At 69.2% G+C, this 19,422-nt stretch carries 18 protein-coding genes and 2 tRNA genes; 1 reads left to right on the top strand and 19 read right to left on the bottom strand.

Features of this window, described 5'->3' with window-relative positions; translation table 11 throughout:
- Positions 1-66: 66 nt before the first annotated feature.
- From ACFWDI_RS29065 to ACFWDI_RS29020, 10 genes are all read right to left on the bottom strand, one after another.
- Positions 67-139: transfer RNA gene (locus ACFWDI_RS29065), tRNA-Ala, on the bottom strand.
- A gap of 172 nt (positions 140-311) precedes the next feature.
- The gene (locus tag ACFWDI_RS29060) at positions 312-545 is read right to left on the bottom strand and encodes a hypothetical protein (RefSeq protein WP_026277450.1); all 234 of its coding nucleotides are present in this window, start codon (positions 543-545) and stop codon (positions 312-314) included.
- 3 nt (positions 546-548) lie between these two features.
- Positions 549-713, bottom strand: coding sequence for a hypothetical protein (locus ACFWDI_RS29055; RefSeq protein ID WP_327323562.1), 165 nt, complete (start codon positions 711-713; stop codon positions 549-551).
- A 351-nt stretch (positions 714-1,064) separates the two neighbouring features.
- A tRNA-Ala gene (locus tag ACFWDI_RS29050) sits at positions 1,065-1,137 on the bottom strand.
- Positions 1,138-1,242: 105 nt separating this feature from the next.
- Complete coding sequence (locus ACFWDI_RS29045; RefSeq protein WP_385308469.1) at positions 1,243-1,905, bottom strand: histidine phosphatase family protein; 663 nt, start codon at positions 1,903-1,905, stop codon at positions 1,243-1,245.
- Positions 1,902-2,333, bottom strand: a complete 432-nt coding sequence (gene rsfS, locus ACFWDI_RS29040; RefSeq protein ID WP_327323563.1) for a ribosome silencing factor — start codon at positions 2,331-2,333, stop codon at positions 1,902-1,904. The genes ACFWDI_RS29045 and rsfS overlap by 4 nt, the downstream gene beginning before the upstream one ends.
- Before the next feature lie 119 nt (positions 2,334-2,452).
- On the bottom strand, positions 2,453-4,174 hold the full coding sequence (locus tag ACFWDI_RS29035) for a LytR C-terminal domain-containing protein (RefSeq protein ID WP_385308353.1): 1,722 nt from the start codon (positions 4,172-4,174) through the stop codon (positions 2,453-2,455).
- 19 nt (positions 4,175-4,193) lie between these two features.
- Complete coding sequence (gene nadD, locus ACFWDI_RS29030; protein WP_327323565.1) at positions 4,194-4,817, bottom strand: nicotinate-nucleotide adenylyltransferase; 624 nt, start codon at positions 4,815-4,817, stop codon at positions 4,194-4,196.
- 37 nt (positions 4,818-4,854) lie between these two features.
- Positions 4,855-5,016, bottom strand: coding sequence for a hypothetical protein (locus ACFWDI_RS29025; protein ID WP_326649869.1), 162 nt, complete (start codon positions 5,014-5,016; stop codon positions 4,855-4,857).
- A 108-nt stretch (positions 5,017-5,124) separates the two neighbouring features.
- Positions 5,125-5,289, bottom strand: coding sequence for a hypothetical protein (locus ACFWDI_RS29020; protein ID WP_327323566.1), 165 nt, complete (start codon positions 5,287-5,289; stop codon positions 5,125-5,127).
- Between the two features lie 111 nt (positions 5,290-5,400).
- Here ACFWDI_RS29020 and ACFWDI_RS29015 point away from each other — a divergent pair, with 111 nt between their 5' ends.
- Positions 5,401-6,567 (top strand): M48 family metallopeptidase, encoded by a 1,167-nt coding sequence (locus tag ACFWDI_RS29015; RefSeq protein ID WP_385308348.1) that lies wholly within the window; start codon positions 5,401-5,403, stop codon positions 6,565-6,567.
- Here ACFWDI_RS29015 and ACFWDI_RS29010 read toward each other — a convergent pair.
- The 9 genes from ACFWDI_RS29010 to ACFWDI_RS28970 form a co-directional block, all read right to left on the bottom strand.
- Positions 6,552-7,628 (bottom strand): hypothetical protein, encoded by a 1,077-nt coding sequence (locus ACFWDI_RS29010; protein WP_385308346.1) that lies wholly within the window; start codon positions 7,626-7,628, stop codon positions 6,552-6,554. The genes ACFWDI_RS29015 and ACFWDI_RS29010 overlap by 16 nt on opposite strands.
- 89 nt (positions 7,629-7,717) lie before the next feature.
- Positions 7,718-8,329: a hypothetical protein gene (locus ACFWDI_RS29005; RefSeq protein WP_385308343.1), complete on the bottom strand. Its 612-nt coding sequence runs from the start codon at positions 8,327-8,329 to the stop codon at positions 7,718-7,720.
- Positions 8,330-8,571: 242 nt separating this feature from the next.
- Entirely contained in the window at positions 8,572-9,864 is a 1,293-nt protein-coding gene (locus ACFWDI_RS29000; protein WP_385308340.1) for a glutamate-5-semialdehyde dehydrogenase, read from the bottom strand.
- A gap of 81 nt (positions 9,865-9,945) precedes the next feature.
- Positions 9,946-10,464: a hypothetical protein gene (locus ACFWDI_RS28995; protein WP_327323571.1), complete on the bottom strand. Its 519-nt coding sequence runs from the start codon at positions 10,462-10,464 to the stop codon at positions 9,946-9,948.
- Positions 10,465-10,597: 133 nt separating this feature from the next.
- Positions 10,598-11,725, bottom strand: coding sequence for a glutamate 5-kinase (proB, locus tag ACFWDI_RS28990; RefSeq protein WP_327323572.1), 1,128 nt, complete (start codon positions 11,723-11,725; stop codon positions 10,598-10,600).
- A gap of 399 nt (positions 11,726-12,124) precedes the next feature.
- Complete coding sequence (locus ACFWDI_RS28985) at positions 12,125-13,183, bottom strand: glycosyltransferase family 2 protein (protein WP_385308336.1); 1,059 nt, start codon at positions 13,181-13,183, stop codon at positions 12,125-12,127.
- A 140-nt stretch (positions 13,184-13,323) separates the two neighbouring features.
- Positions 13,324-15,495 carry a hypothetical protein gene (locus ACFWDI_RS28980; protein ID WP_385308334.1) on the bottom strand — a complete coding sequence of 724 codons (2,172 nt, stop codon included), beginning with the start codon at positions 15,493-15,495 and terminating at the stop codon, positions 13,324-13,326.
- Positions 15,496-15,629: 134 nt separating this feature from the next.
- Entirely contained in the window at positions 15,630-17,129 is a 1,500-nt protein-coding gene (locus tag ACFWDI_RS28975; protein WP_385308331.1) for an SDR family NAD(P)-dependent oxidoreductase, read from the bottom strand.
- A 188-nt stretch (positions 17,130-17,317) separates the two neighbouring features.
- Positions 17,318-19,399 (bottom strand): glycosyltransferase family 4 protein, encoded by a 2,082-nt coding sequence (locus ACFWDI_RS28970; RefSeq protein ID WP_385308328.1) that lies wholly within the window; start codon positions 19,397-19,399, stop codon positions 17,318-17,320.
- Positions 19,400-19,422: the final 23 nt, after the last annotated feature.

Raw genomic sequence — 19,422 nt, 5'->3', positions numbered from 1 at the left:
CCCGCCACCCCACCCACGCGCCCCCCCCCCCCCGTAGCCCCCGCTTCCTTGTGTCTACTGCTTCTGTGGAGCTAAGGAGAATTGAACTCCTGACCTCCTGCATGCCATGCAGGCGCTCTACCAACTGAGCTATAGCCCCTTGCGGTGTGCCGCCTTGATCGGAAGTTTCCCCCTCGGCGACGTCGACAACATTAACGGTCACCCCGGTCCATCGCCAAATCGTTTCGGGTCTGCACGAACAAGGCCGGTAACGTCCCACTTCGGGACCATGACTGTGACCGTGACTGTCACTGTGGCCGCGGCCGTGTCGCTCATGCTGTGGCGAACGAATAGAACCGCTTCAACGTGCAGTGCTCATCGAGGAGACGGCCGTAGATCGGCTCCCCCTCGAGCTCGCGGTAGGTCTCGATGGGGTCGCCCTTTATGATCAGCGCCCGCGCGCACTCCTCGCACCAGTACTGGTACTCGGGATTGACCGGATCCATGTCCCGGACGATCGGCGTACCACTGCCGCACCAGTCGCATTTCCGCCTGTGTGCACCCATCACTCAGCTCCAGCTGTGGCCGCAGGCCGTGCACACGTAGGAAACCCCGCCATTGTCGCCGAGGACTTGGGCGACATGGGCCGATCCGCAGGACGGGCAGCTGAGAGAAGCACGTACCTCCGCCGCGGCAAGCAGGTCATCGGCCTTCTCGCTCCTGCTGGCGGACATTGTGCTCTCCCTCCCGTCCTCGCCGGTGTCCCCTCCGGCCGTCCGATTCTGCCATGGCCACGCAAGAGGGTCAGCGGCGTTTGCGTACGAGACCAGCCACCGCGCCCAAGATCGACGCGGCTGCGAGCGACAGGGCGCACACCCGCAGCGCATCGGCGGACCCATGCGCCCCGGGTACTGTCTGCCGATTCAGGAAGAGTGTGCCGAATGCGGCGGTGACGATCACCTGACCGAACGGAGCGTGCCTGCCCGGCAGTGGCCCCGGTGGCGAGGACCGCGGAGTAGGCGCCGAGCGCCCGCTGGCCGGGAAACGCGAAATCCCGCCCTCTGACGAGGACGGGATCCGGATTGTGGAGCTAAGGAGAATTGAACTCCTGACCTCCTGCATGCCATGCAGGCGCTCTACCAACTGAGCTATAGCCCCGCGTGTTCTTCGCGCTCCGCGCTGCGAACAAGAAGAACTTTAGCCTGCGACCTGCCGGAAAGTGAAATCCGGGGGTGCGGGGCCGAACGGCGGGCTCGGCCGGGTTCAGTCGTCGTCGCCGAGGACCGGTTCCGGCAGCGTGCCGGCGTTGTGCTCAAGGAGCCGCCAGCCACGCGCGCCCTCGCCGAGCACCGACCAGCAGCAGTTGGAGAGGCCTCCGAGGCCCTCCCAGTGGTGGGCCTCCAGGCCCAGCAGCCGGCCGATCGTGGTGCGGATCGTGCCGCCGTGGCTGACCACGACGAGCGTGCCGTCCTCGGGGAGCTTCTCGGCGTGGTGCAGCACCACGGGAGCGGCCCGGTCCGCGACCTCGGTCTCGAGCTCACCGCCGCCGCGGCGCACGGGCTCGCCGCGCTTCCAGGCGGCGTACTGCTCGCCGTACTGCGCGACGATCTCCTCGTGCGTCAGGCCCTGCCAGGCGCCCGCGTAGGTCTCGCGCAGGGCGGCCTCGTAGGTGATGTCGAGACCGGTGAGCTCGGCCAGCTCGCCGGCCGTGGCCGCCGCCCGCTTGAGGTCGGAGGCGAGAATCACATCGGGCCTGAGCGAGGCGAGCAGCCGGGCGGACCGGCGCGCCTGAACGACACCGGTCTCGGTCAGCGCAATGTCCGTGGTGCCCTGGAAGCGGCGCTCCAGGTTCCAGGCGGTCTGGCCGTGCCGCCACAGGACGACGCGGCGTCCCGTGGCGCGCTCGCGGCTGTCTCTGCCGTTCAGCTCAGCTCACCGTCCGGGTCGCCGGCGAGCCGCGCGTGCTCCTCGGCCTTGCCGCGGGTCTTCAGGGCGTCCTCGGGGAGAGGAAGCTCGGGGCAGTCCTTCCACAGCCGCTCCAGGGCGTAGAAGACCCGCTCCTCGCTGTGCTGGACGTGCACGACGATGTCGATGTAGTCGAGCAGGATCCAGCGGGCGTCGCGGTCGCCCTCACGGCGCACCGGCTTGGCGCCGAGCTCCTTGTTCAGCCGCTCCTCGATCTCGTCGACGATCGACTTGACCTGGCGGTCGTTGGGCGCGGAAGCGAGCAGGAAGGCGTCGGTGATCGACAGCACATCGCTGACGTCGTACGCAATGATGTCGTGCGCGAGCCGGTCGGCGGCCGCCTGGGCGGCGGCGTTGACGAGCTCGATGGAGCGATCCGTGGCGGTCACAAGCAGGCTTTCGTCGGCGGTCGGGAACCCTTCAAGGGTCTCACGGACCGCCGACAGCCCATGCCGCGTTTATTTCGGACCCGATGGGTCGCGTGTTTCGGACCTGATGGGTCGCCCTGTCACCGGACCTCGTAGTCCTTGCCGAGGACGACCGAGACGTCGGCGTTGGTGACGGCTTTGCCCTTCTCGACCGCGCTCGCCGGCAGACCCAGGGTCTTGGCGACCTCGACCGCCTTCGCCTTCTGCGCCACGTCTCCGTAGGTGACCTTCGATGTCGTGACGGTGTCGTCGGCCTTGCCGCCGTCGAGGACGGAGTAGCCGCCGTTGACCAGGTCGATCCGGGCGGCCTCGGTGGCTCTCGTCGTCCCGGTGGCGTTCTTGACGCCCACGCGGATGGCCGCGCCCTTCTCCGGTGCGGTGACCGTGCCGCCCAGGACGTCCTTGACGACGCTGTTGGCGGTCTGCTCGGTGAGCGTGCCGTCCTGCTGGACCGGAAGCACGGCTGTCTTGTAGTCGCCGCCCTTGGCGTGCTCGGCGAGCTTCGCCAGCGAGGCGCCCAGATCGCTCTCCCGCAGCGACGGATCGAGAATCTGCGCCAGCGTCTCGACGGTTACGGTCGCCGCCTTCGGGTCGTCGGGGAACTTCCGCAGGACGCCCTGCAAGACCTGGCCGAAGCGCTGCAGCTGCTTCGCCTCGGCCTCGCCGGGCCCGAGGTAGGTGGCGTACGCGACGGCCATCCGCCCGTTCAGGGTCTGGTTCTCGCCCTTCTTCACCAGCGGCGCCTCGCCCTTCTTCGCGCCGGGCACCTCGGTGTCCGTGGTCAGGTCGATGGTGCCGACCAGCTCGACCAGGTTCTCCAGAAACGGGGTGTCGAGCCGCCAGGTGCCGGTGATCTTGGCACCGAGGAGAGTGCCGACCGCCTCACGGGTGCCCGTCGAGCCGTCGTCCTCGACGGACTTGCCGAGCGTGGTGGCGGTGCCGTCGTCGTTGGCGATGGAGAGCGAGTTGGGGAGCAGGACGGTGGTGCCCTGCTTGGTGGTGGCGTTGTTGACGAGGAGGGCCGTGGAGGTGCCCTTTTTCTTGGTGTTGTGCAAATGCACCACGATCACGTCCCGCTTCTGCGGTCCGGTCGCCGTGCTGCTCTTCTTGTCCGCGTCCGACAAGCCGGGCAGCTTGCCCGCGTACCAGAGGTAGCCGACGCCGCCCACGACGACCAGCGCCAGTGCGACGACGAGCGCGACGACGCGGTTACGGCCGCGGCGCTTGGCCTCCTCGCGCCGCTCGGAGCGGCTCTCGGTGAACTTCAGCCAGTCGATGACGTCTTCGGAGTCCTCGTCGGGCTCCTCGATGAAAGAGAACTGCTCGGTGCGGTAGTCACGGTCGGCGGCAGGGCGGCGCTGCTCCGGCACGGCAGCCGGTTCGGGCGCCTGTCGGCGCGGCTGCGCCTGCGGCTCGGCCGGGGCCTGCTGCTGCGGGATGTTCCACTGCTGGGTGGTGTCGACGGCCGCGGGCTGCGTACCCGTGTCGTAGCTGTACCCGCTGTAGCTGTATCCCTGGTCCTGGCTCTGCCCCGGGGACTGCGGCTGCTGGTAGTACGGGTCGTACTGCTGAGGCCGCTGGGACTGGCCTGCCTGTGGCTGCTGCTGCGCGTACGGGTCGTAGCCGTACCCCTGCCCCTGCCCCTGTTCGGGAGCCTGTGGTTGCTGAGGGTGCTGGGGCTGCTGCTGCGCGTAGGGGTCGTACTGCTGGGGCTGCTGATACACCGGTTGCCCGTACTCGTCGTAGCCGATGATCTGCGGCTGCTGGTAGTACGGGTCGTACGGGTTCTGCTGGTCGTTCACCGGTGCCCCTCTCCGTGGCTCACTCGCCGCGGTACAACTGGCGCTTGTCGATGTAGCGCACCACACCGTCCGGCACCAGATACCAGACCGGATCGCCGTTGGCGACCCTAGCCCGGCAATCGGTCGACGAGATGGCCAGTGCCGGAACCTCCACCAGAGAGACCCCGCCCTCGGGCAGCCCGTCGTCCGTCAGGTCGTGACCCGGCCGGGTCACACCGATGAAATGGGCGAGTGAGAACAGCTCTTCCGCGTTCCGCCAGCCGAGGATCTGCGAGAGCGCGTCGGCTCCCGTGATGAAGAAGAGATCCGCGTTGCTGTTGAGGGAGCGCAGGTCCCGCAGCGTATCTATCGTGTAAGTCGGCCCGGCGCGGTCGATGTCGATGCGGCTCACCGAGAACTGCGGGTTGGACGCGGTGGCGATGACCGTCATGAGATAGCGGTCCTCGGCCGGAGACACCACCTTGTGGCTCTTCTGCCACGGCTGCCCGGTCGGTACGAACACCACTTGGTCGAGGTGGAACTGGGCGGCCACCTCGCTGGCGGCCACCAGGTGTCCATGGTGGATCGGGTCGAACGTCCCGCCCATCACGCCGATTCGACGCTTGCCGGAACCGGAACCGGTAGGCACTTCCTGCTCTCCCATGCGTGCAGAGCCTACTGGCACGACGTTCGGCTCCGACTCAGCGGTCGCGGTTGAAGCGCGTGGTGATCCACAGCAGCAGGAGCAGTGCGAAGAGCGCGCCGCCACCGGTGAGGTAGGGGCTGAGGCTTGGGTGGTTGCCACCGTGCTCGGCGCCCTCGGCAAGAGTGACCAGGTTGGCGGCGGTGCTGGTGAGGCTCATCGTCAGCGGAACCTATCGATCGGGAGTCCGGGAGCCGGAGCTCGGGAATCGGAGCGGAGAGACTTCGCGCACATCGTATGCGGGCCGCCCGGGCACGCTCACGCCGACTCAGTCGTTGTGGTTTTCGTCGCTGCCGTTTCCTCGGTAGCCGCGCAGCAGGAACCAGGCGAGCAGAGCTGCTCCGACGATCGAGGCGATCAGCAGGACGCGCAGCGTGTTGCCCAGTCCCTGCTGCGCGGCTGCGGCGGCGAGCAGTGCGGCGGTGTCCGGCATGTCGGGTGTCCTCCTCGGTTATCCACAGCCCCCGCCACACCGTAGCCCCAGCACCTACGCTGGGGTCCGTCAGGGGGACGAGCAGGGACTCGCGCCAACAGGGGGCATTTGATGACCGAAAGCAATCACGAGAACGTTCCGAGCAGGCAGCGCAAGCGCTTCCCGGGCATCTCTTCACGGGCGTACGAACATCCCGCGGACCGCTCGGCGTTGGTGGCCCTGCGCAAGCTCAGCGGCTTCGACACCGTCTTCAAGGCACTCAGCGGACTGCTGCCCGAGCGCAGCCTGCGGCTGCTCTACCTCTCCGACTCGGTGCGGGTGAGCGACGCGCAGTTCGCGCATCTCAACACCATGCTGCGGGACGCCTGTTACATCCTGGATCTGGAGAAGGTCCCGGCGATGTATGTCACGCAGGACCCGCGGCCCAACGCCATGTGCATCGGCCTGGACGAGCCGATCATCGTGGTCACCACCGGGCTGGTGGAGCTGCTCGACGAGGAGGAGATGCGGGCGGTCGTCGGACACGAGGTGGGCCACGCCCTCTCCGGCCACTCCGTCTACCGCACGATTCTGCTCTTCCTCACCGGTCTGGCGCTGAAGATCGCCTGGATCCCCCTCGGCAACGTCGCGATCATGGCGATCGTCACCGCGCTGCGCGAGTGGTTCCGCAAGTCGGAGCTCTCGGCGGACCGCGCCGGGCTACTGGTCGGCCAGGACCTGCAGGCGTCGATGCGAGGCCTGATGAAGATCGCCGGTGGCAACCACCTGCACGAGATGAATGTCGACGCGTTCCTTCAGCAGGCCGAGGAGTACGAGGCGGCCGGCGATCTGCGCGACTCCGTGCTGAAGATTCTGAATCTGCTCCCCCGCTCGCACCCGTTCACCACGGTGCGCGCCGCCGAGCTGAAGAAGTGGGCCGCGAGCCGCGACTACCAGCGGATCATGGACGGTCACTACCCGCGGCGCACGGAGGACAAGGACACCTCGGTGTCCGACTCCTTCCGCCAGTCCGCATCGCACTACGCCGGCACCGTCCGCACCAGCAAGGATCCCCTGATGAAGCTGGTCGGTGACATAGCCGGCGGCGCGGGCGACCTGGGCGGCAAGCTGCGCGGCAAGTTCACGGGCGGAGGCGACAGCGGCGGCAGCGCCAGTGGTGGGAGCTCCGGCGGGAGCACCGGCGGCGGCGGCAGCGACGGCAATGGCAGCGGTCCTGCGCACGACAACGACAGCGATGAGGGCGGCAAGGGCGGTCAGAGCGGTCAGGGCAAGGGCTGAGCACCGGGCGACAGCGCCCCGCAGAGCGCCGCGGTGGCCTGGCCCGTCGCATAAGGATCGGTGCCCGCCGGACCGTCCGCGCTCGCCCGCTGGCCGGCCAGCAGCGGGCGCAGGGTGCCTGACGCGTCCGCCGAGCAGGCCTGCGGTCCGGCCTGGACATAGCTGCCCAGCAGCTCGACCCGGTGCTGGCGCAGGTCCTCGCGGTCGAAGCGGAAGTGCAGTTCACGGCGGACGGTGAACAGCGAGGCCTCGTTCGCCTGTGGGCCGCCCGCCGCGACCGGCCGCAGCGCATAGGCGAAGGTGTGGTCCGACGTCACCTCAAGGGCGTCGGGCCCCGCCTCGGCGACGGTGAGCGTGCCCTGCACCCGCACGTGGGGGTCGGCCAGCGCGACCTTCGCGGGGTCGTAGCGCACCAGCCAGCCGGTGGCTGCGTGGCGGCCGTCGCCGGCCGGAGAGGAGATGCTCCGGTCGAACTGCTCCAGCTGGGCCGGGTCGAGCAGCAGCCGCACGGGCCGCACGGCACCGCCGGTGAGCACATCGGGGTCCAGCGAGGACTCGACGAGGTAGTCCTTGGCGGTGGTCAGCGCGGTCAGTACCTGGTCCTCCGAGAAGTTCTTGGTGCGCCGGGCGCCGGGCAGCGTGATGCCTGCCGCGCCGATCCGGAACTGCGCGGCAGGGCTGTGCGCATAGAGGTCGGCGGGGGTGCCGCCCGGGACCGGGCCCTGCGGCGCGAGCGGGATCATCGTGATGCGCAGTGGCTCCGCCTGTTTGAACTGCGGAACCTGGTAGGGGTGACGGACGCCGAGGTAGATCGCGGTTCCGAAGGCCATGGCGACCAGCAGGATGAGCAGCAGGACCTGCCTCGAGCCGCGTCTGCGGCCCCAGGCGGGGAGGCTGCGTACGGCCTGTGCGTGCTCGCCCATCCGCTCCTGCGCGGAGAATTCCTGCAGCCGGGCAGCCCGCACGAACGATTCGTCGAAGACGACGGATCGGTACTCGTCCTCACCACCGCCGGGGAGTCCCTCGGGTGTCCCCTCAGGCGGGTCTCCGCGCCCAGCCATACTTTCAGGGTAGGTCCGGCAGGGCCCTGGTAAACGCGCTGATACGTGACAAACTCCGACGAGTTCTTTCGCGGTCGTTCAGCGGCCGTTCAGGGGGTGCGCGGATTGGCGGAGACAGCCGGCCCCGTGTACTCCGCAGAGGCGGAGGGTCCACCGACCCGGCCGGTGGCGGAGCCGCTCGACGGTGTGGAGTCGACGCCGGTCGTGGCGGGTGGTGGCACCCGGTCCTGGCGGTTGCCGGCGGCCCCTCGGTACACCGCGGTGAAGGCCAGGGCGACCATGCCGATGCCCATCACCAGGGCCAGGATCCAGGCCACCGGGCGGTGCCAGCGGGCGCTGCCCCGGTAGGGGCGCAGGGCGCCGCCGTGGCGTCCGTAGGGTCCGCCGTACTCGCCGTCCGCGGCCTCGTCATCGTCGTCGTACGCGCGCTCGCGGCCGTACTCGCCGCCGGGCCCGTAGCCGTCGTCGTAGAGCTCGTCGTCGGCCGCTCCTCCGCCGTATCCGGCGCGTGCGGCCTCGGCCTCGGCGCGCGCCTGCGCGGCGGCCAGGAGCCGCTCGACGGCGGTCGGTTCATGGAACTCGGCGGCCCGTACGAAGTCCTCGTCGAACACCACGGAGGCGAAGTCCTCGTCCGCGCCCCCGCGGTCGTCGTCGGGCTCCCAGCCGTCCGGGAACGGCCTGCCCCCCACGTCGTCCGGCACGCTTTCAGAGTAGACCTGGCCGGTCGGTTTCGGCAGACAGAGTCCGAAGTCTCCCGGCCCACATCCGCCACAGGGACGGTCACTACCGGTTCGCCGCAGGAAACCCACCACCCACCGCAACCCACCACGCCCCCGGCCCACGATCACCACGGGAGACGGTCACCACCGGTTCGCCGCAGGAAACCCACCACCCACCGCAACCCACCACGCCCCCGGCCCACGATCACCACGGGAGACGGTCACTACCGGGTGTGACCGTCGCCTGTCACGATGTACTTCGTCGAGGTCAGCTCCGGCAGGCCCATGGGCCCGCGCGCGTGCAGCTTCTGCGTGGAGATTCCGATCTCGGCGCCGAATCCGAACTGGCCACCGTCCGTGAAACGCGTGGACGCGTTCACCGCGACCGCCGCGGAGTCCACCAACTGGGTGAAGCGGCGGGCGGCCGGCTGCGAGGTGGTCACGATCGCCTCGGTGTGCCCGGAGGACCAGAGCCGGATGTGGGCGACAGCGGCGTCGAGCGAGTCCACGACGGCGGCGGCGATGTCGTACGAGAGGTACTCCGTCTCCCAGTCCTCGGCCGTGGCCGCCACGACCGTGGCCTTGGAGGCGTCGGCGTACTCCAGCACGCGCTCGTCGCCGTGCACGGTCACTCCGGCCTCGGCGAGCGCGTCCAGGGCGCGCGGCAGGAAGTCGGCAGCGACGTCCTGGTGGACCAGGAGCGTCTCGGCCGCGTTGCAGACGCTCGGCCGCTGAGCCTTGGAGTTGATCAGGATGTCGACGGCCATGTCGAGGTCGGTTTCGGCGTCCACGTACACATGGCAGTTGCCGGTGCCGGTCTCGATGACCGGGACGATCGACTCCTCGACGACCGTACGGATCAGGGCGGCGCCGCCGCGCGGGATGAGTACGTCCACCAGGCCGCGGGCGCGCATCAACTCCCGTACGGATTCCCGGCTCTCACCGGGCACGAGCTGTACGGCGTCGGCCGGCAGACCGGAGCCGCCGACCGCGTCCCGCAGGACCTTCACCAGGGCGGTGTTGGAGGAGTAGGCGGAGGAGGAGCCGCGCAGCAGGACGGCGTTGCCGGACTTCAGACAGAGCGCGGCGGCGTCCACGGTGACGTTCGGGCGGGCCTCGTAGATGATCCCGACGACGCCGAGGGGCACGCGCACCTGGCGCAGATCGATGCCGTTGGGCAGGGTCGAGCCGCGCACCACCTCGCCGACCGGGTCGGGCAGTGCGGCCACGTCCCGTACGTCGGCGGCGATGGCCCGTACCCGCTCCGGGGTCAGGGTGAGGCGGTCGATGATCGACTCACTGGTGCCGGCCTCACGGGCGCGTGCGATGTCCTCGGCGTTGGCCGCGACGATCTCGCTGGTACGGACCTCGAGCGCGTCCGCGATCGCCAGCAGAGCGTCGTCCTTGGCCGACCGCGGCAGCGGCGCGATGTCGGCGGCAGCGCCACGGGCCCGGTAGGCGGCCTGGGCGACCGGGGAGAGGTTGTCGTACGGCGAAAGCGGCGAGAACGTCGTCATACCCGCAGGGTAGTGCGCGCCCCGCGGGCGTCCCTCACGTATCCCGCACTGCGAGACAGAAGCCTCAGAAGGGCAGCAGCCTCAGAAGGGGTGCACGCCCACCGGGGCGGCGGGCGGCGGGCCGTAGCCCTCCGCGATGCGCTGGTGGTACGTCTGGCGGTCGATGACCTCCAGGCCCACGATCTCCCACGGCGGCAGCTTGGCGCTCGATCGGTGCTCGCCCCACAGCCGCAGCGCCACCGCCGCGGCATCGTGCAGGTCACGCGCCTCTTCCCAGTAGCGGATCTCCGCGTGGTCGTTGGCGTACCGGCTGGTCAGCAGGAAGGGATGGTCGTGCGCGAGCTGCTCAAGACCGCGCCTGACCTCCTTCAGCGGGGCTTCGGCGCCGGAGACGCTGAGCGTGATGTGCCACAGCTTGGACAGCACGTGCTCTTCGCCGTACGTGTCCGTGCCCGCTCCCGTCTCCTGATCCTCTTCGGCGTCGCCGAAGTCGGCGCCCGCTCCGACGCTGGTCAGGGCTCTTTCCTCGCCCACGGCCCTACGGGCGTGAGGGATGCCCCCCGTCCCGCGGGGCACATCCCCTGGGCGCGCTCGTCTCACCGGCGGCCTCCTGTTGCATGTGTTGTCCTGCTGTACCCCCGCCATACCCCCGCAACAAAGTTGACCAGTCCGGGACGGAACGTGGGGCGGTTTTGGTGAAGGTCTCTGCCAGAAGACTGGTCTTTCAGCCGATTCAGGAGTGCAGGACGACGAGATCGTCCCTGTGTACGACTTCCCGCTCGTACGCCGGGCCCAGTTCCTGTGCCAGCTCCGGGGTGGAGCGGCCGAGCAGCTGTGGGATCTCCTTGGCGTCGAAGTTGACGAGCCCGCGGGCCACGGCGTGGCCCGCGGTGTCGCGCAGCTCGACCGGGTCGCCGGCGCTGAATTCGCCCTCGACCGCGGCGATACCGGCCGCCAGCAGCGACTTCTTGCCGTGCACCACGGCCCGTACCGCACCGTCGTCCAGGATCAGCGCGCCCTGCGGGGTGGAGGCGTGCGCGAGCCAGAGGAGCCGGTCGGCGGAGCGACGTCCGGTGCCGTGGAAGTACGTACCGGTGGCGCGGCCCGCGAGGGCGTCGGCGGCGCGAATGGCGGAGGTGAGGACGACGGGGACGCCAGCGGCCGCCGCGATCCTGGCGGCCTCGACCTTGGTGACCATGCCGCCGGTGCCGACGCCGGCCTTGCCCGCGCTGCCGATCTGTACATGTGCGATGTCGGCCGGGCCGCGTACCTCCTCGATCCGCGAGGTGCCGGGCTTGGACGGGTCCCCGTCGTACAGCCCGTCGACGTCCGAGAGAAGAACCAGCAGATCGGCCCGTACGAGATGGGCGACGAGCGCGGCGAGACGGTCGTTGTCGCCGAAGCGGATCTCGTCCGTCGCCACGGTGTCATTCTCGTTGACGACAGGGACGGCGCCCATGGCGAGCAGCTGGTCCAGGGTGCGGTAGGCGTTGCGGTAGTGGGCGCGGCGGCTGGTGTCGTCGCCGGTGAGGAGCACCTGGCCGACGCGTACGCCGTAGCGCGCGAAGGAGGCGGTGTAGCGGGCGACGAGCAGGCCCTGGCCGACGCTGGCGGCCGCCTGCTGGCGGGCCAGGTCCTTGGGGCGGCGGGCCAGGCCCAGCGGCGCGAGGCCCGCGGCGATGGCACCGGAGGAGACCAGCACTATCTCCTTCTCGCCGCCGCTGCGGACCTTGGCGAGCACGTCGACGAGGGCGTCGACGCGGTCGGCGTCGAGTCCGCCTGCGGCGGTGGTCAGGGAGGACGAGCCGACCTTGACGACGATCCTGCGGGCCTGTGTTACCTGCTGTCTTGCCACTGTCACAGGGCCGAATCTATGTCAGGGCCCGTGGTGGGTGCTCGGCCATTTCACTCGCTGGACAGTGCGGCCGAGGGTCCGGGCGGCCGCCCCGGCCCCGGACCGCACAACCGACCGGTCGTCAATGCTCCCTACCGCGAGGGCCATTACCTCCGAAGCGGAGCGAACAGCCGTCCAGCGCACCGGACTTGACAACACGACAACCAGAGGCGGGCTCAACATGGCTCAGCAAAAGGTGACTTGACGGACAGGTGAGCCAGGTCGGTGTATGCACCACAGTTTCCTCGCCGAATCTACGCCGGTGACCGGCCGCCGGGAAACCCGACGGCGGAAGACCGGACGGCGGGAAACTCGACGGCGGAAGACCGGACGGCGGAAGACCGGACGGCGGAAGACCGGACGGCGCTACACCGCCGTACGGGTCCCGCGCAGCCGCCGCCGTACCTCCCGGCGCAGCCGCCGCACCACCCGCCGGGCGAAGGACACCTTCCGCGGCGGCGCGGCGGGCGCGAGCAGCGCCTCCTTCAGCAGATCCGCCCGCCCCTCGGCGACACAAGCGAGCCGCTGCCGGTCCCTGCCGCCCAGCCGCCGCGCCACTCCCGGCGTCCAGTACTCCTCCATCAAGGGCGCGGCCAGCTCCATCTTGTGGCGCAGGATCTCCTCGCTCTGTTTCAGCACAGCGGGACCGAACTGCGGCAGCAGCGTCACCACGAACGGCCTGATCATCAGCTGGTCGCGCCGCGCGCCCGGCGGTTCGTGGGCGGCGATCAGCTCCATCAGCCGCTGCGCCGAGTGGAAACGCAGCGTGTAACTCCCGCTCTTGGTCACATGTTTGCCGTCGTCCCGGCCCACCAGGTAGTAGCAGGTGTAGTCGGCGACGACGGAGACGCCGTTGCCCCGCATATACGCCTCCATCGTGAACAGCGCGTCCTCGCCGGTCCGCATGGTCTCGTCGAAGCGCATGCCCAGTCGTACGAGCAGCTCGCGCCGGAACAGCTTCTGCGCACTCAGCGTGAACTTGACGTTGGAGGTGTGGATGTCGGCGTGCTCGAGGTTCTGGGCCCACATCGATTTGGCTGCGTTGCGGTTGACGCCCTCGACCTTGCCGAGCACCACATCCGTACCGGCGCGGTCGGCCATCGCCACCAGCCGCTCCAGCGCCTCTTCGCCGAGGTAGTCGTCCGCGTCGAGGAAGAACACATAGCGGCCGCGGGCCAGCGAAAGACCGACATTGCGCGGGCCGCCGGGGCCGCCGGAGTTGGCCTGCCGCAACACCCGCGTCGGGATCTTGCTGGCGGCCGCGAACTCCTCCAGGTACTCCCCCGTACCGTCGGTGGAGCCGTCGTCGACGGCCACGATCTCCATCCGGTCGGCACCGATGGTCTGCGCCTCGACCGATTCCAGACAGCGGACCAGATAGGGCATGGCCTCATAGGCCCCGATGATCACGCTGACTTCGCACATGGGCACTCCGACAGTCTTACGCGGTGGGAAGTCGCGCCATGGTGCCCGGCGCATGTGTCACCTGCGTGTCGGATGCGACACGGCCCGGAAACTCGCCTGCGAGGGCGAATTTCCGGGCCGTGAAGAGAGGCGCCGACCTGTCAGCGCGCCACCGGGGCCTCGGCTCCGGTGGGCTCGGCTCCGTCGGGCTCGATGCCGCCCGGCTCGATGCCGCCCGGCGCGACGCCATTGGGCTCTACGCCACCGGCGTCGGCCTCACGGTCGAGCTCGCCCAGGAACTGACCGCCGATGCGCTGCTCCACAGCGACGTTGCGCGCCTCGGCCTTGTCCGTCAGCGCCCGTACCGCCGCGTTGAACCGCTCGAGCGAGGTCGACTCGTCGGAGCCGAGCAGGTACTCCTTGAGCTCACGCCGGGCGCCCGCCTGCCGGTCGGCGGCCGGGTCGGCCACCGCGTCCAGCAGCTCGCCGATCTCCTCCGCGCTGTTGGAGAGGATGACCGCGGCCCGTACGGCGGTGTTCTGCCGCTGGAACTCCTCGATGCCCAGCTCGGCGGAGTCGGTGACGGCGTACGGCTTGCCGCTCGCGATGAAGTCCGAGACCACGCTGGAGATGTCGGAGACCATGCCGTCGGCCTGGTTGAAGCAGTCGTACAGCTTCGGCTCGGAGCCCGTGACGACCTTGTGCTCCCACCAGCCGAAGGAGCGCCAGTACGCGTCGTTCCACTCGGCCCGCAGCTTCTTGATCTCGGCGAGGCGCACCGGGTCGGCGAGCGAGACCCGCGACTTCTCCGACTCGTCCCCGCCCGCGCGGCCCGGCGCGGCCAGCGCGGCCAGTCGGGCCTCGATACGGGTCAGCTCGGCCCGCGCCGCGGCCTGACCGGACTGCGCGGCGGCGGCCTCCTTCGCCCAGCGCGGGTCGGCGGCGCGCTCGGCGCCCGCGGCCTGCACCAGCGCGGTGATCCGCTCGTGGACGGCCTTGGCCTTCTTGTTGCGGATACCGGTGAAGGGGTGCGGCTTGTAGATGACGCGGACCGGCTTCTCGGCCTCCAGCAGCCGCCGGACGATGTTCTCGCCGGCCAGGAGCAGGGAGGTGTTGCCGGGGTTGTCGTCCCAGCCCTCCCAGGTGGGGGCGTACAGGATGGTCGGGATGTCGTTCTTCGGGGTGCCGGTCCAGGTCTCTATCGGGGCCAGCTGCGGGCGTCCGACCTCGACGATGTCGTCGTCGCGCACGCCGACGTCGGCCAGCGCGTAGCGGTCTCGGCCGGCCCGGCCCGCGGTCCACACCTCGTCGTACACCTTGGAGAAGGGGTTGACGCTGGCGAGCTTGTCGCTGTCGCCGTGGCCGATGAAGACGTGCTTCATGGTCGGGACGCGCAGCATGTGGATGTTCTTGCCGACGTTGGCCGGGTACAGCGTCACCCGGACCATGGAGAGGTCGAGGTTCATCAGATGCGTGCCGCCGGGCACACAGATCACCGGCACGGAGGTCGGGGCGAGCTTCGACACCAGGCTGCGCTCACGCATGAGGATCAGCGGCCGGCCCTCCACGTGCTCCAACGTCTCCAGCCACATGTTGACCTGGTACGCGGACTCGTCGGAGCCGGAGAAGTAGAGCACGACGGTCGGCCGGTACTCGCGCAGCCAGGTGCTCACGGCCTTGAGCACGGCAGGCGCGCCCGGCACCCTGCGCTTGCGGCGCAGATACGGCACGAGGACGGCCGTGTAGATCAGTCCGAGAGCGAGGGTGGCGGCGACGCCCGCGTATCCGATGACGTCCTTGCCGGTCCCGGCGGCGATCACCACACCGGCCATGGCAGGGATGTCGAGGTGGAGCATCTTCTCGCCGGAGCGGCGCAGCAGCGCCTGCGGCGGGGCGTCCGGAATGCGTACGGCGTGCAGGTCGACGTTGCGGGTGACGACCGGCATGGTGCGGCGCAGCCGGATCAGGGTCGCCAGCGCACCCTGCGGCGCCTGGAGACCGTAGAAGACCAGGAAACCGGCGACAGCGGCGTAGAAGAGCGGGGTGTCCGCCAGGTTCTCCCGGGCGAGCAGCAGGACCAGCAGCAGCTCACGCAGCAGGAAGCGGATCGGCAGGCCGATCCGGACCTTGTTGAGGCGGTTGACCAGGTAGCTGCCCTTCTGGTGCAGATACCAGTCCGCCGCATAGGTCACGGCACCGGCAGCCGCGAAGAACCAGATGTTCGGGATCAGCGCGGCGATCATGACGCACGGATAGCCGAGTCCCATCAGAGCTGCCGCAGCCAGCTCTGACAGGCTGCCTACGCGTGCCAGACGAATGGCGGTCGAAATCACGAAGAACCTGCTCCAAGGGTGCCGGTTGTTTCACTTTTGGCGGGAATTGTGAAGGTGGGGCTTCACGAAATCGGGCCTCCACTCTCGCCTCACGGCGAAAACAGAGGCCCGAAAAGTAATTTAATGGGGGATTATTACACATCTTCCTCGCGGTCCAGGACCGCCGCGAGCGCCTGCTCGAAGCCTGAGGCCTCGCTCGCCTCGCGGGTCGGATCCTGCTGCCGCACATCGATGACATGACCGGTCAGTTCGGAGAGCAGCACGTTCAGAGAGGACCGCGCCACAGCTTCGGAGGAGAGCAGCGAGCCCTCCGGCTCCGTACCGAACGCCTTGGTCCGCATCGGGGTGGCCGTGCGCTCCGGATTGACGCAATTCACCCGGATTCCCTCGCTCGCCCATTCGTCCGAGAGTGCCTGGGTGAGATTCACCATGGCCGCCTTGGTGGACGAGTAAAGGCTGTATTCGGCGCGGCCGCGGGTGTAACTGGAGGAGGTGTAGAGCAGCAGCTGGCCCTTGGTCTCCGCGAGGTATTTGTATGAGGCACGCGCAATCTGCACCGGCGCCAGGTAATTGACGTTCAACGCCTCCTGGATGGTGATGTTGTCCGTCTCGGCCAGCTTGCCGATGCGCAGCACGCCCGCCGTGTTGATGACGTAGTCGATACGGCCCGTCTCGGAGTACGCCTTGGAGAGCGCGTCGTCCACATGCTCCGGGTTCTCGACGTGAGTGCCGGTGGTGGAGCGACCCAGCGCGTACACCTTGGCGCCGTACTGCTCGGCCAGCGCGGCGATGTCGGCACCGATGCCGTACGAACCCCCGAAGACCACCATCGTCCTGCCGGACAGCAGCTCGCGGTAGGCGGCCTCGTCGGCCTGGCGCGGGGCGGCGGTGGAGGCCAGCTGGAACAGCTTGTCCGCGATGAAGACGTCGACCGGCTGGGTCACCTTCATGTTGTACTCGTCGCCCGCGACGACATAGATCGGCACGTCCGGCAGATACCTCAGCACCACCGAGCAGTCGTCGGTGGCCTGGAAGTTGGGGTCGCCGGCGGCGATCTCGTACGCCCGGCGGATCGTGGAGAGCTTGAAGGCCTGCGGCGTCTGGCCGCGGCGCAGCCGGGAGCGATCCGGGACGTCGGTGATGAACTCGCCGTCCCCACCGTGGGTGCGGGTCACGATGATCGTGTCGGCGGAGGGGATGGCGACATCGACGGCCTGGTAGCGGTCGAGGGCGTCGACACAGTCCGCGATCACACGCTGCGACAGAAGCGGACGCACTGCGTCATGGAAGAGGACGTTGCGGTCCTCGCCCTCCGCGAGACCCTCGCCGAGAGCCTCGATGGCGCGCTCGGTGGTCTCGTTACGGGTCGCGCCGCCCTCAATGACCTTGCTGACCTTGGTCAGCCCGGCCTTGGCGATGATCTTCTCCACATCGGGCACAAACCCCGGCGCCATCAGCACAATCACGTCGTCGACCGACTCTGCCTGCTCGAAGATCGACAGCGTGTGCTCGATGACGGCCTTGCCGGCGATCTTCAGCAGCTGCTTCGGGATGGCCAGTCCCACGCGCTGGCCGGTACCACCGGCGAGCACGACTGCTGTGGTGCGGGGCTTGGCTTCGTGCGGCACAGACACAGACGACCTACCTTGCGATGAGTGGGGGACGGGGCGATGGTCGCACTCTCCGTGACCGTCCCGCAAGGCGGGCTTGGGGTGCTCCACACCTCCGCGATACGGGAAGTTCACCCTGTGGCCAGGGAGATGACGGCGACCCGACCCACCCCCGGGGTGACTGACGCCACAGTTGTCAATGGTGCGCTCAGCTACTTGATCGGCTTGTCGACAACGTTCAGTACAAGATCGTTGGAAGCACTGTAGAAGATCTTGACCGTGACCCGCTCCTGGGGCCTGCCCCGCAGCTTGCGGGCCACCGCCCGCACCGCGGCGAGCGGTCTCTTCTTCAACAGCTCGGTGCCGGGATACGGGACGAGGGACCCCTTCTCCACGACATCGTCCAGCACCCGGCCCGGCCTGACCGGCTCGGCGTCGGGTGCGTACCGCAGCCACAGGTCCCAGACGTCGTGCGCGGCGGTCCGGCGGGCCGCCGGTGCCGCGCACGGAACGGTGACCCGGAAGCCGTCGCTTCCCTCCCGGCCGACCGGGAACGTCAGCTCGGCCGGGTCCTTGCCGCGGCGGCGCAGCAGCAGCACCGGGTCGTCGGCCAGGGTGCCCCCGCCGAGCAGCCGGCCGGTGAGCATGATCTTCCGGTCGGCGAGCAGGATGTCGCCGACCTCGGCGTGGACCGGTCTGACCCAGGAGCGCAGCGAGAGCACTCCCTGTTTCACATACGGGACGAGCTGGCGGACGGCCGTGCCGGCCACCACGCGGTCCGCGGCCCGCATGGCGCCGCGCTGGTCGACGGCACGGGTCGCGAGCGCCACCCGCTCACCCTCCGGCAGCTCCACATGGCAGGTCCAGACACCCTCGGCGAAGTCGGCAGCGGCCGGGACGGTCGCCCGGCCCTCGGCGTCGAAGGCGAAGGCCCGCTCCTCGACCTTCGCATCCTGGTGCGTACAGACCAGCCGCAGTCCGGCGCCCCGGCTCGGCCTCAGGCCGTCCTGGCGCTCCGGGCTCGAGGGAAGGGGGAGCAGGGTGACGCCCAGCTCGCCGTCCTGGCCCACCACACAGTCGGCGACGGGAGCGAACTCCTCGCCGTCCCCGTTCGCGGAGGCGATGCGCGGGGCAGCCCCGCGCGATGCGGTGGCCGCGCCGAGCTCGGCGAACAGCTCCTCGTACTGCTTGGCGACCGGGCCCGGGTCGAAGCGCCGTGCGTTGCGCAGCCCGGCCGCACCCATCCGGCGGCGCAGATCCTTGTCGTCGATGAGCTTCAGCAGAGCGCCGGCGATGGCGTCGACGTCACCGACGGGGACCAGCAGCCCGTCCACGCCGTCCTCGATGATCTCCCGCGGACCGTAGTCGCAGTCGGTGCTGACCACCGGCAGACCACAGCGCATGGCCTCCACGAGCGTCATGCCGAACGACTCGTGGCGGGAGGTGGAGACGGCGATCGCGCCCTTGACCCACTCCGGTTCGATGGGTGAGCGGGGACCCATGAGATGGGCTCTGTTGTAAAGGCCCAGTTCGTCGATGCGTCTGCGGAGCCGGTCCTTCTGGTTGCCCCAGCCGCAGATCCGCAGCGTCCACTCCGGCCGGACGGCGGCGACCTTGGCGAAGGCCTCGATGAGTACCTGGTACTGCTTCTCCGAAGCCAGCCGTCCCGCCGCCACCACGGTCGTGCCCGAGGTGTCGGAAGGCGCGACCATCGGCTCGGGCACGCTGTTCGGAATGGCGAGGACGCGGGTGTCGGGCAGCGGCATCTGCTCCCGGTAGGAGGCCGCATCCCCCTCGGAGACCGTCACGAAGGCGTCGAGCCGGGCGAGATGGTCGTACATCTCGGCGCGCAGCTCGGGCTTGTGATGGTTGTGCGTCATGTGCTCCTGGCCGATGAGCACGGCACGCTCCGGCGCGAACTGCGCGACGTACGCGACCAGTCCGGGCCGGGTCCCGATGATCACATCCGCGTCCGACCCCGCGTAGTGGGCCTGCACCCGCTCGTCGCTGAGCTTGCTGTACTCCTTGTAGCGGGCATCGTTCTTCGGGAAGTACTCGGCGGGCTGCAGCTGGAGCGGGTGCTTCTTCTCGTTCGTCGGGGAGGACGGACGCGTGTCCACGAGCGGTACGACGCTGATGCGGGGGTCTATGGCGAACAGCGGGATGTCCCGGTGCCGGAAGACCGAGACGATCTCCACCTCATGCCGGTCGGCGAGCTCCTCCGCAAGGTTCAGCGTGGTGCGGATGGTCCCGCCGATGCCGTAAATCGTGTGGATGAGGAAGGAAATCTTCATCAACGCTCCGTTCCGTCTACCGG

The sequence above is a fragment of the Streptomyces sp. NPDC060064 genome (genome assembly GCF_042736455.1).
Taxonomy (GTDB): domain Bacteria; phylum Actinomycetota; class Actinomycetes; order Streptomycetales; family Streptomycetaceae; genus Streptomyces.
Note: the sequence above shows the minus strand (reverse complement) of the source record. Positions and strands in the feature narration are given on the sequence as shown.

Excerpts from the sequence above, each read along its gene's own strand:
- ACFWDI_RS29060 (WP_026277450.1), bottom strand. The coding sequence starts at position 545 with ATGGGTGCACACAGGCGGAAATGCGACTGGTGCGGCAGTGGTACGCCG.
- ACFWDI_RS29055 (WP_327323562.1), bottom strand. The coding sequence starts at position 713 with ATGTCCGCCAGCAGGAGCGAGAAGGCCGATGACCTGCTTGCCGCGGCG.
- nadD (WP_327323565.1), bottom strand. The coding sequence starts at position 4,817 with ATGGGAGAGCAGGAAGTGCCTACCGGTTCCGGTTCCGGCAAGCGTCGA.
- ACFWDI_RS29025 (WP_326649869.1), bottom strand. The coding sequence starts at position 5,016 with ATGAGCCTCACCAGCACCGCCGCCAACCTGGTCACTCTTGCCGAGGGC.
- ACFWDI_RS29020 (WP_327323566.1), bottom strand. The coding sequence starts at position 5,289 with ATGCCGGACACCGCCGCACTGCTCGCCGCCGCAGCCGCGCAGCAGGGA.
- ACFWDI_RS29015 (WP_385308348.1), top strand. The coding sequence starts at position 5,401 with ATGACCGAAAGCAATCACGAGAACGTTCCGAGCAGGCAGCGCAAGCGC.
- ACFWDI_RS29010 (WP_385308346.1), bottom strand. The coding sequence starts at position 7,628 with ATGGCTGGGCGCGGAGACCCGCCTGAGGGGACACCCGAGGGACTCCCC.
- ACFWDI_RS29000 (WP_385308340.1), bottom strand. The coding sequence starts at position 9,864 with ATGACGACGTTCTCGCCGCTTTCGCCGTACGACAACCTCTCCCCGGTC.
- ACFWDI_RS28985 (WP_385308336.1), bottom strand. The coding sequence starts at position 13,183 with ATGTGCGAAGTCAGCGTGATCATCGGGGCCTATGAGGCCATGCCCTAT.
- ACFWDI_RS28970 (WP_385308328.1), bottom strand. The coding sequence starts at position 19,399 with ATGAAGATTTCCTTCCTCATCCACACGATTTACGGCATCGGCGGGACC.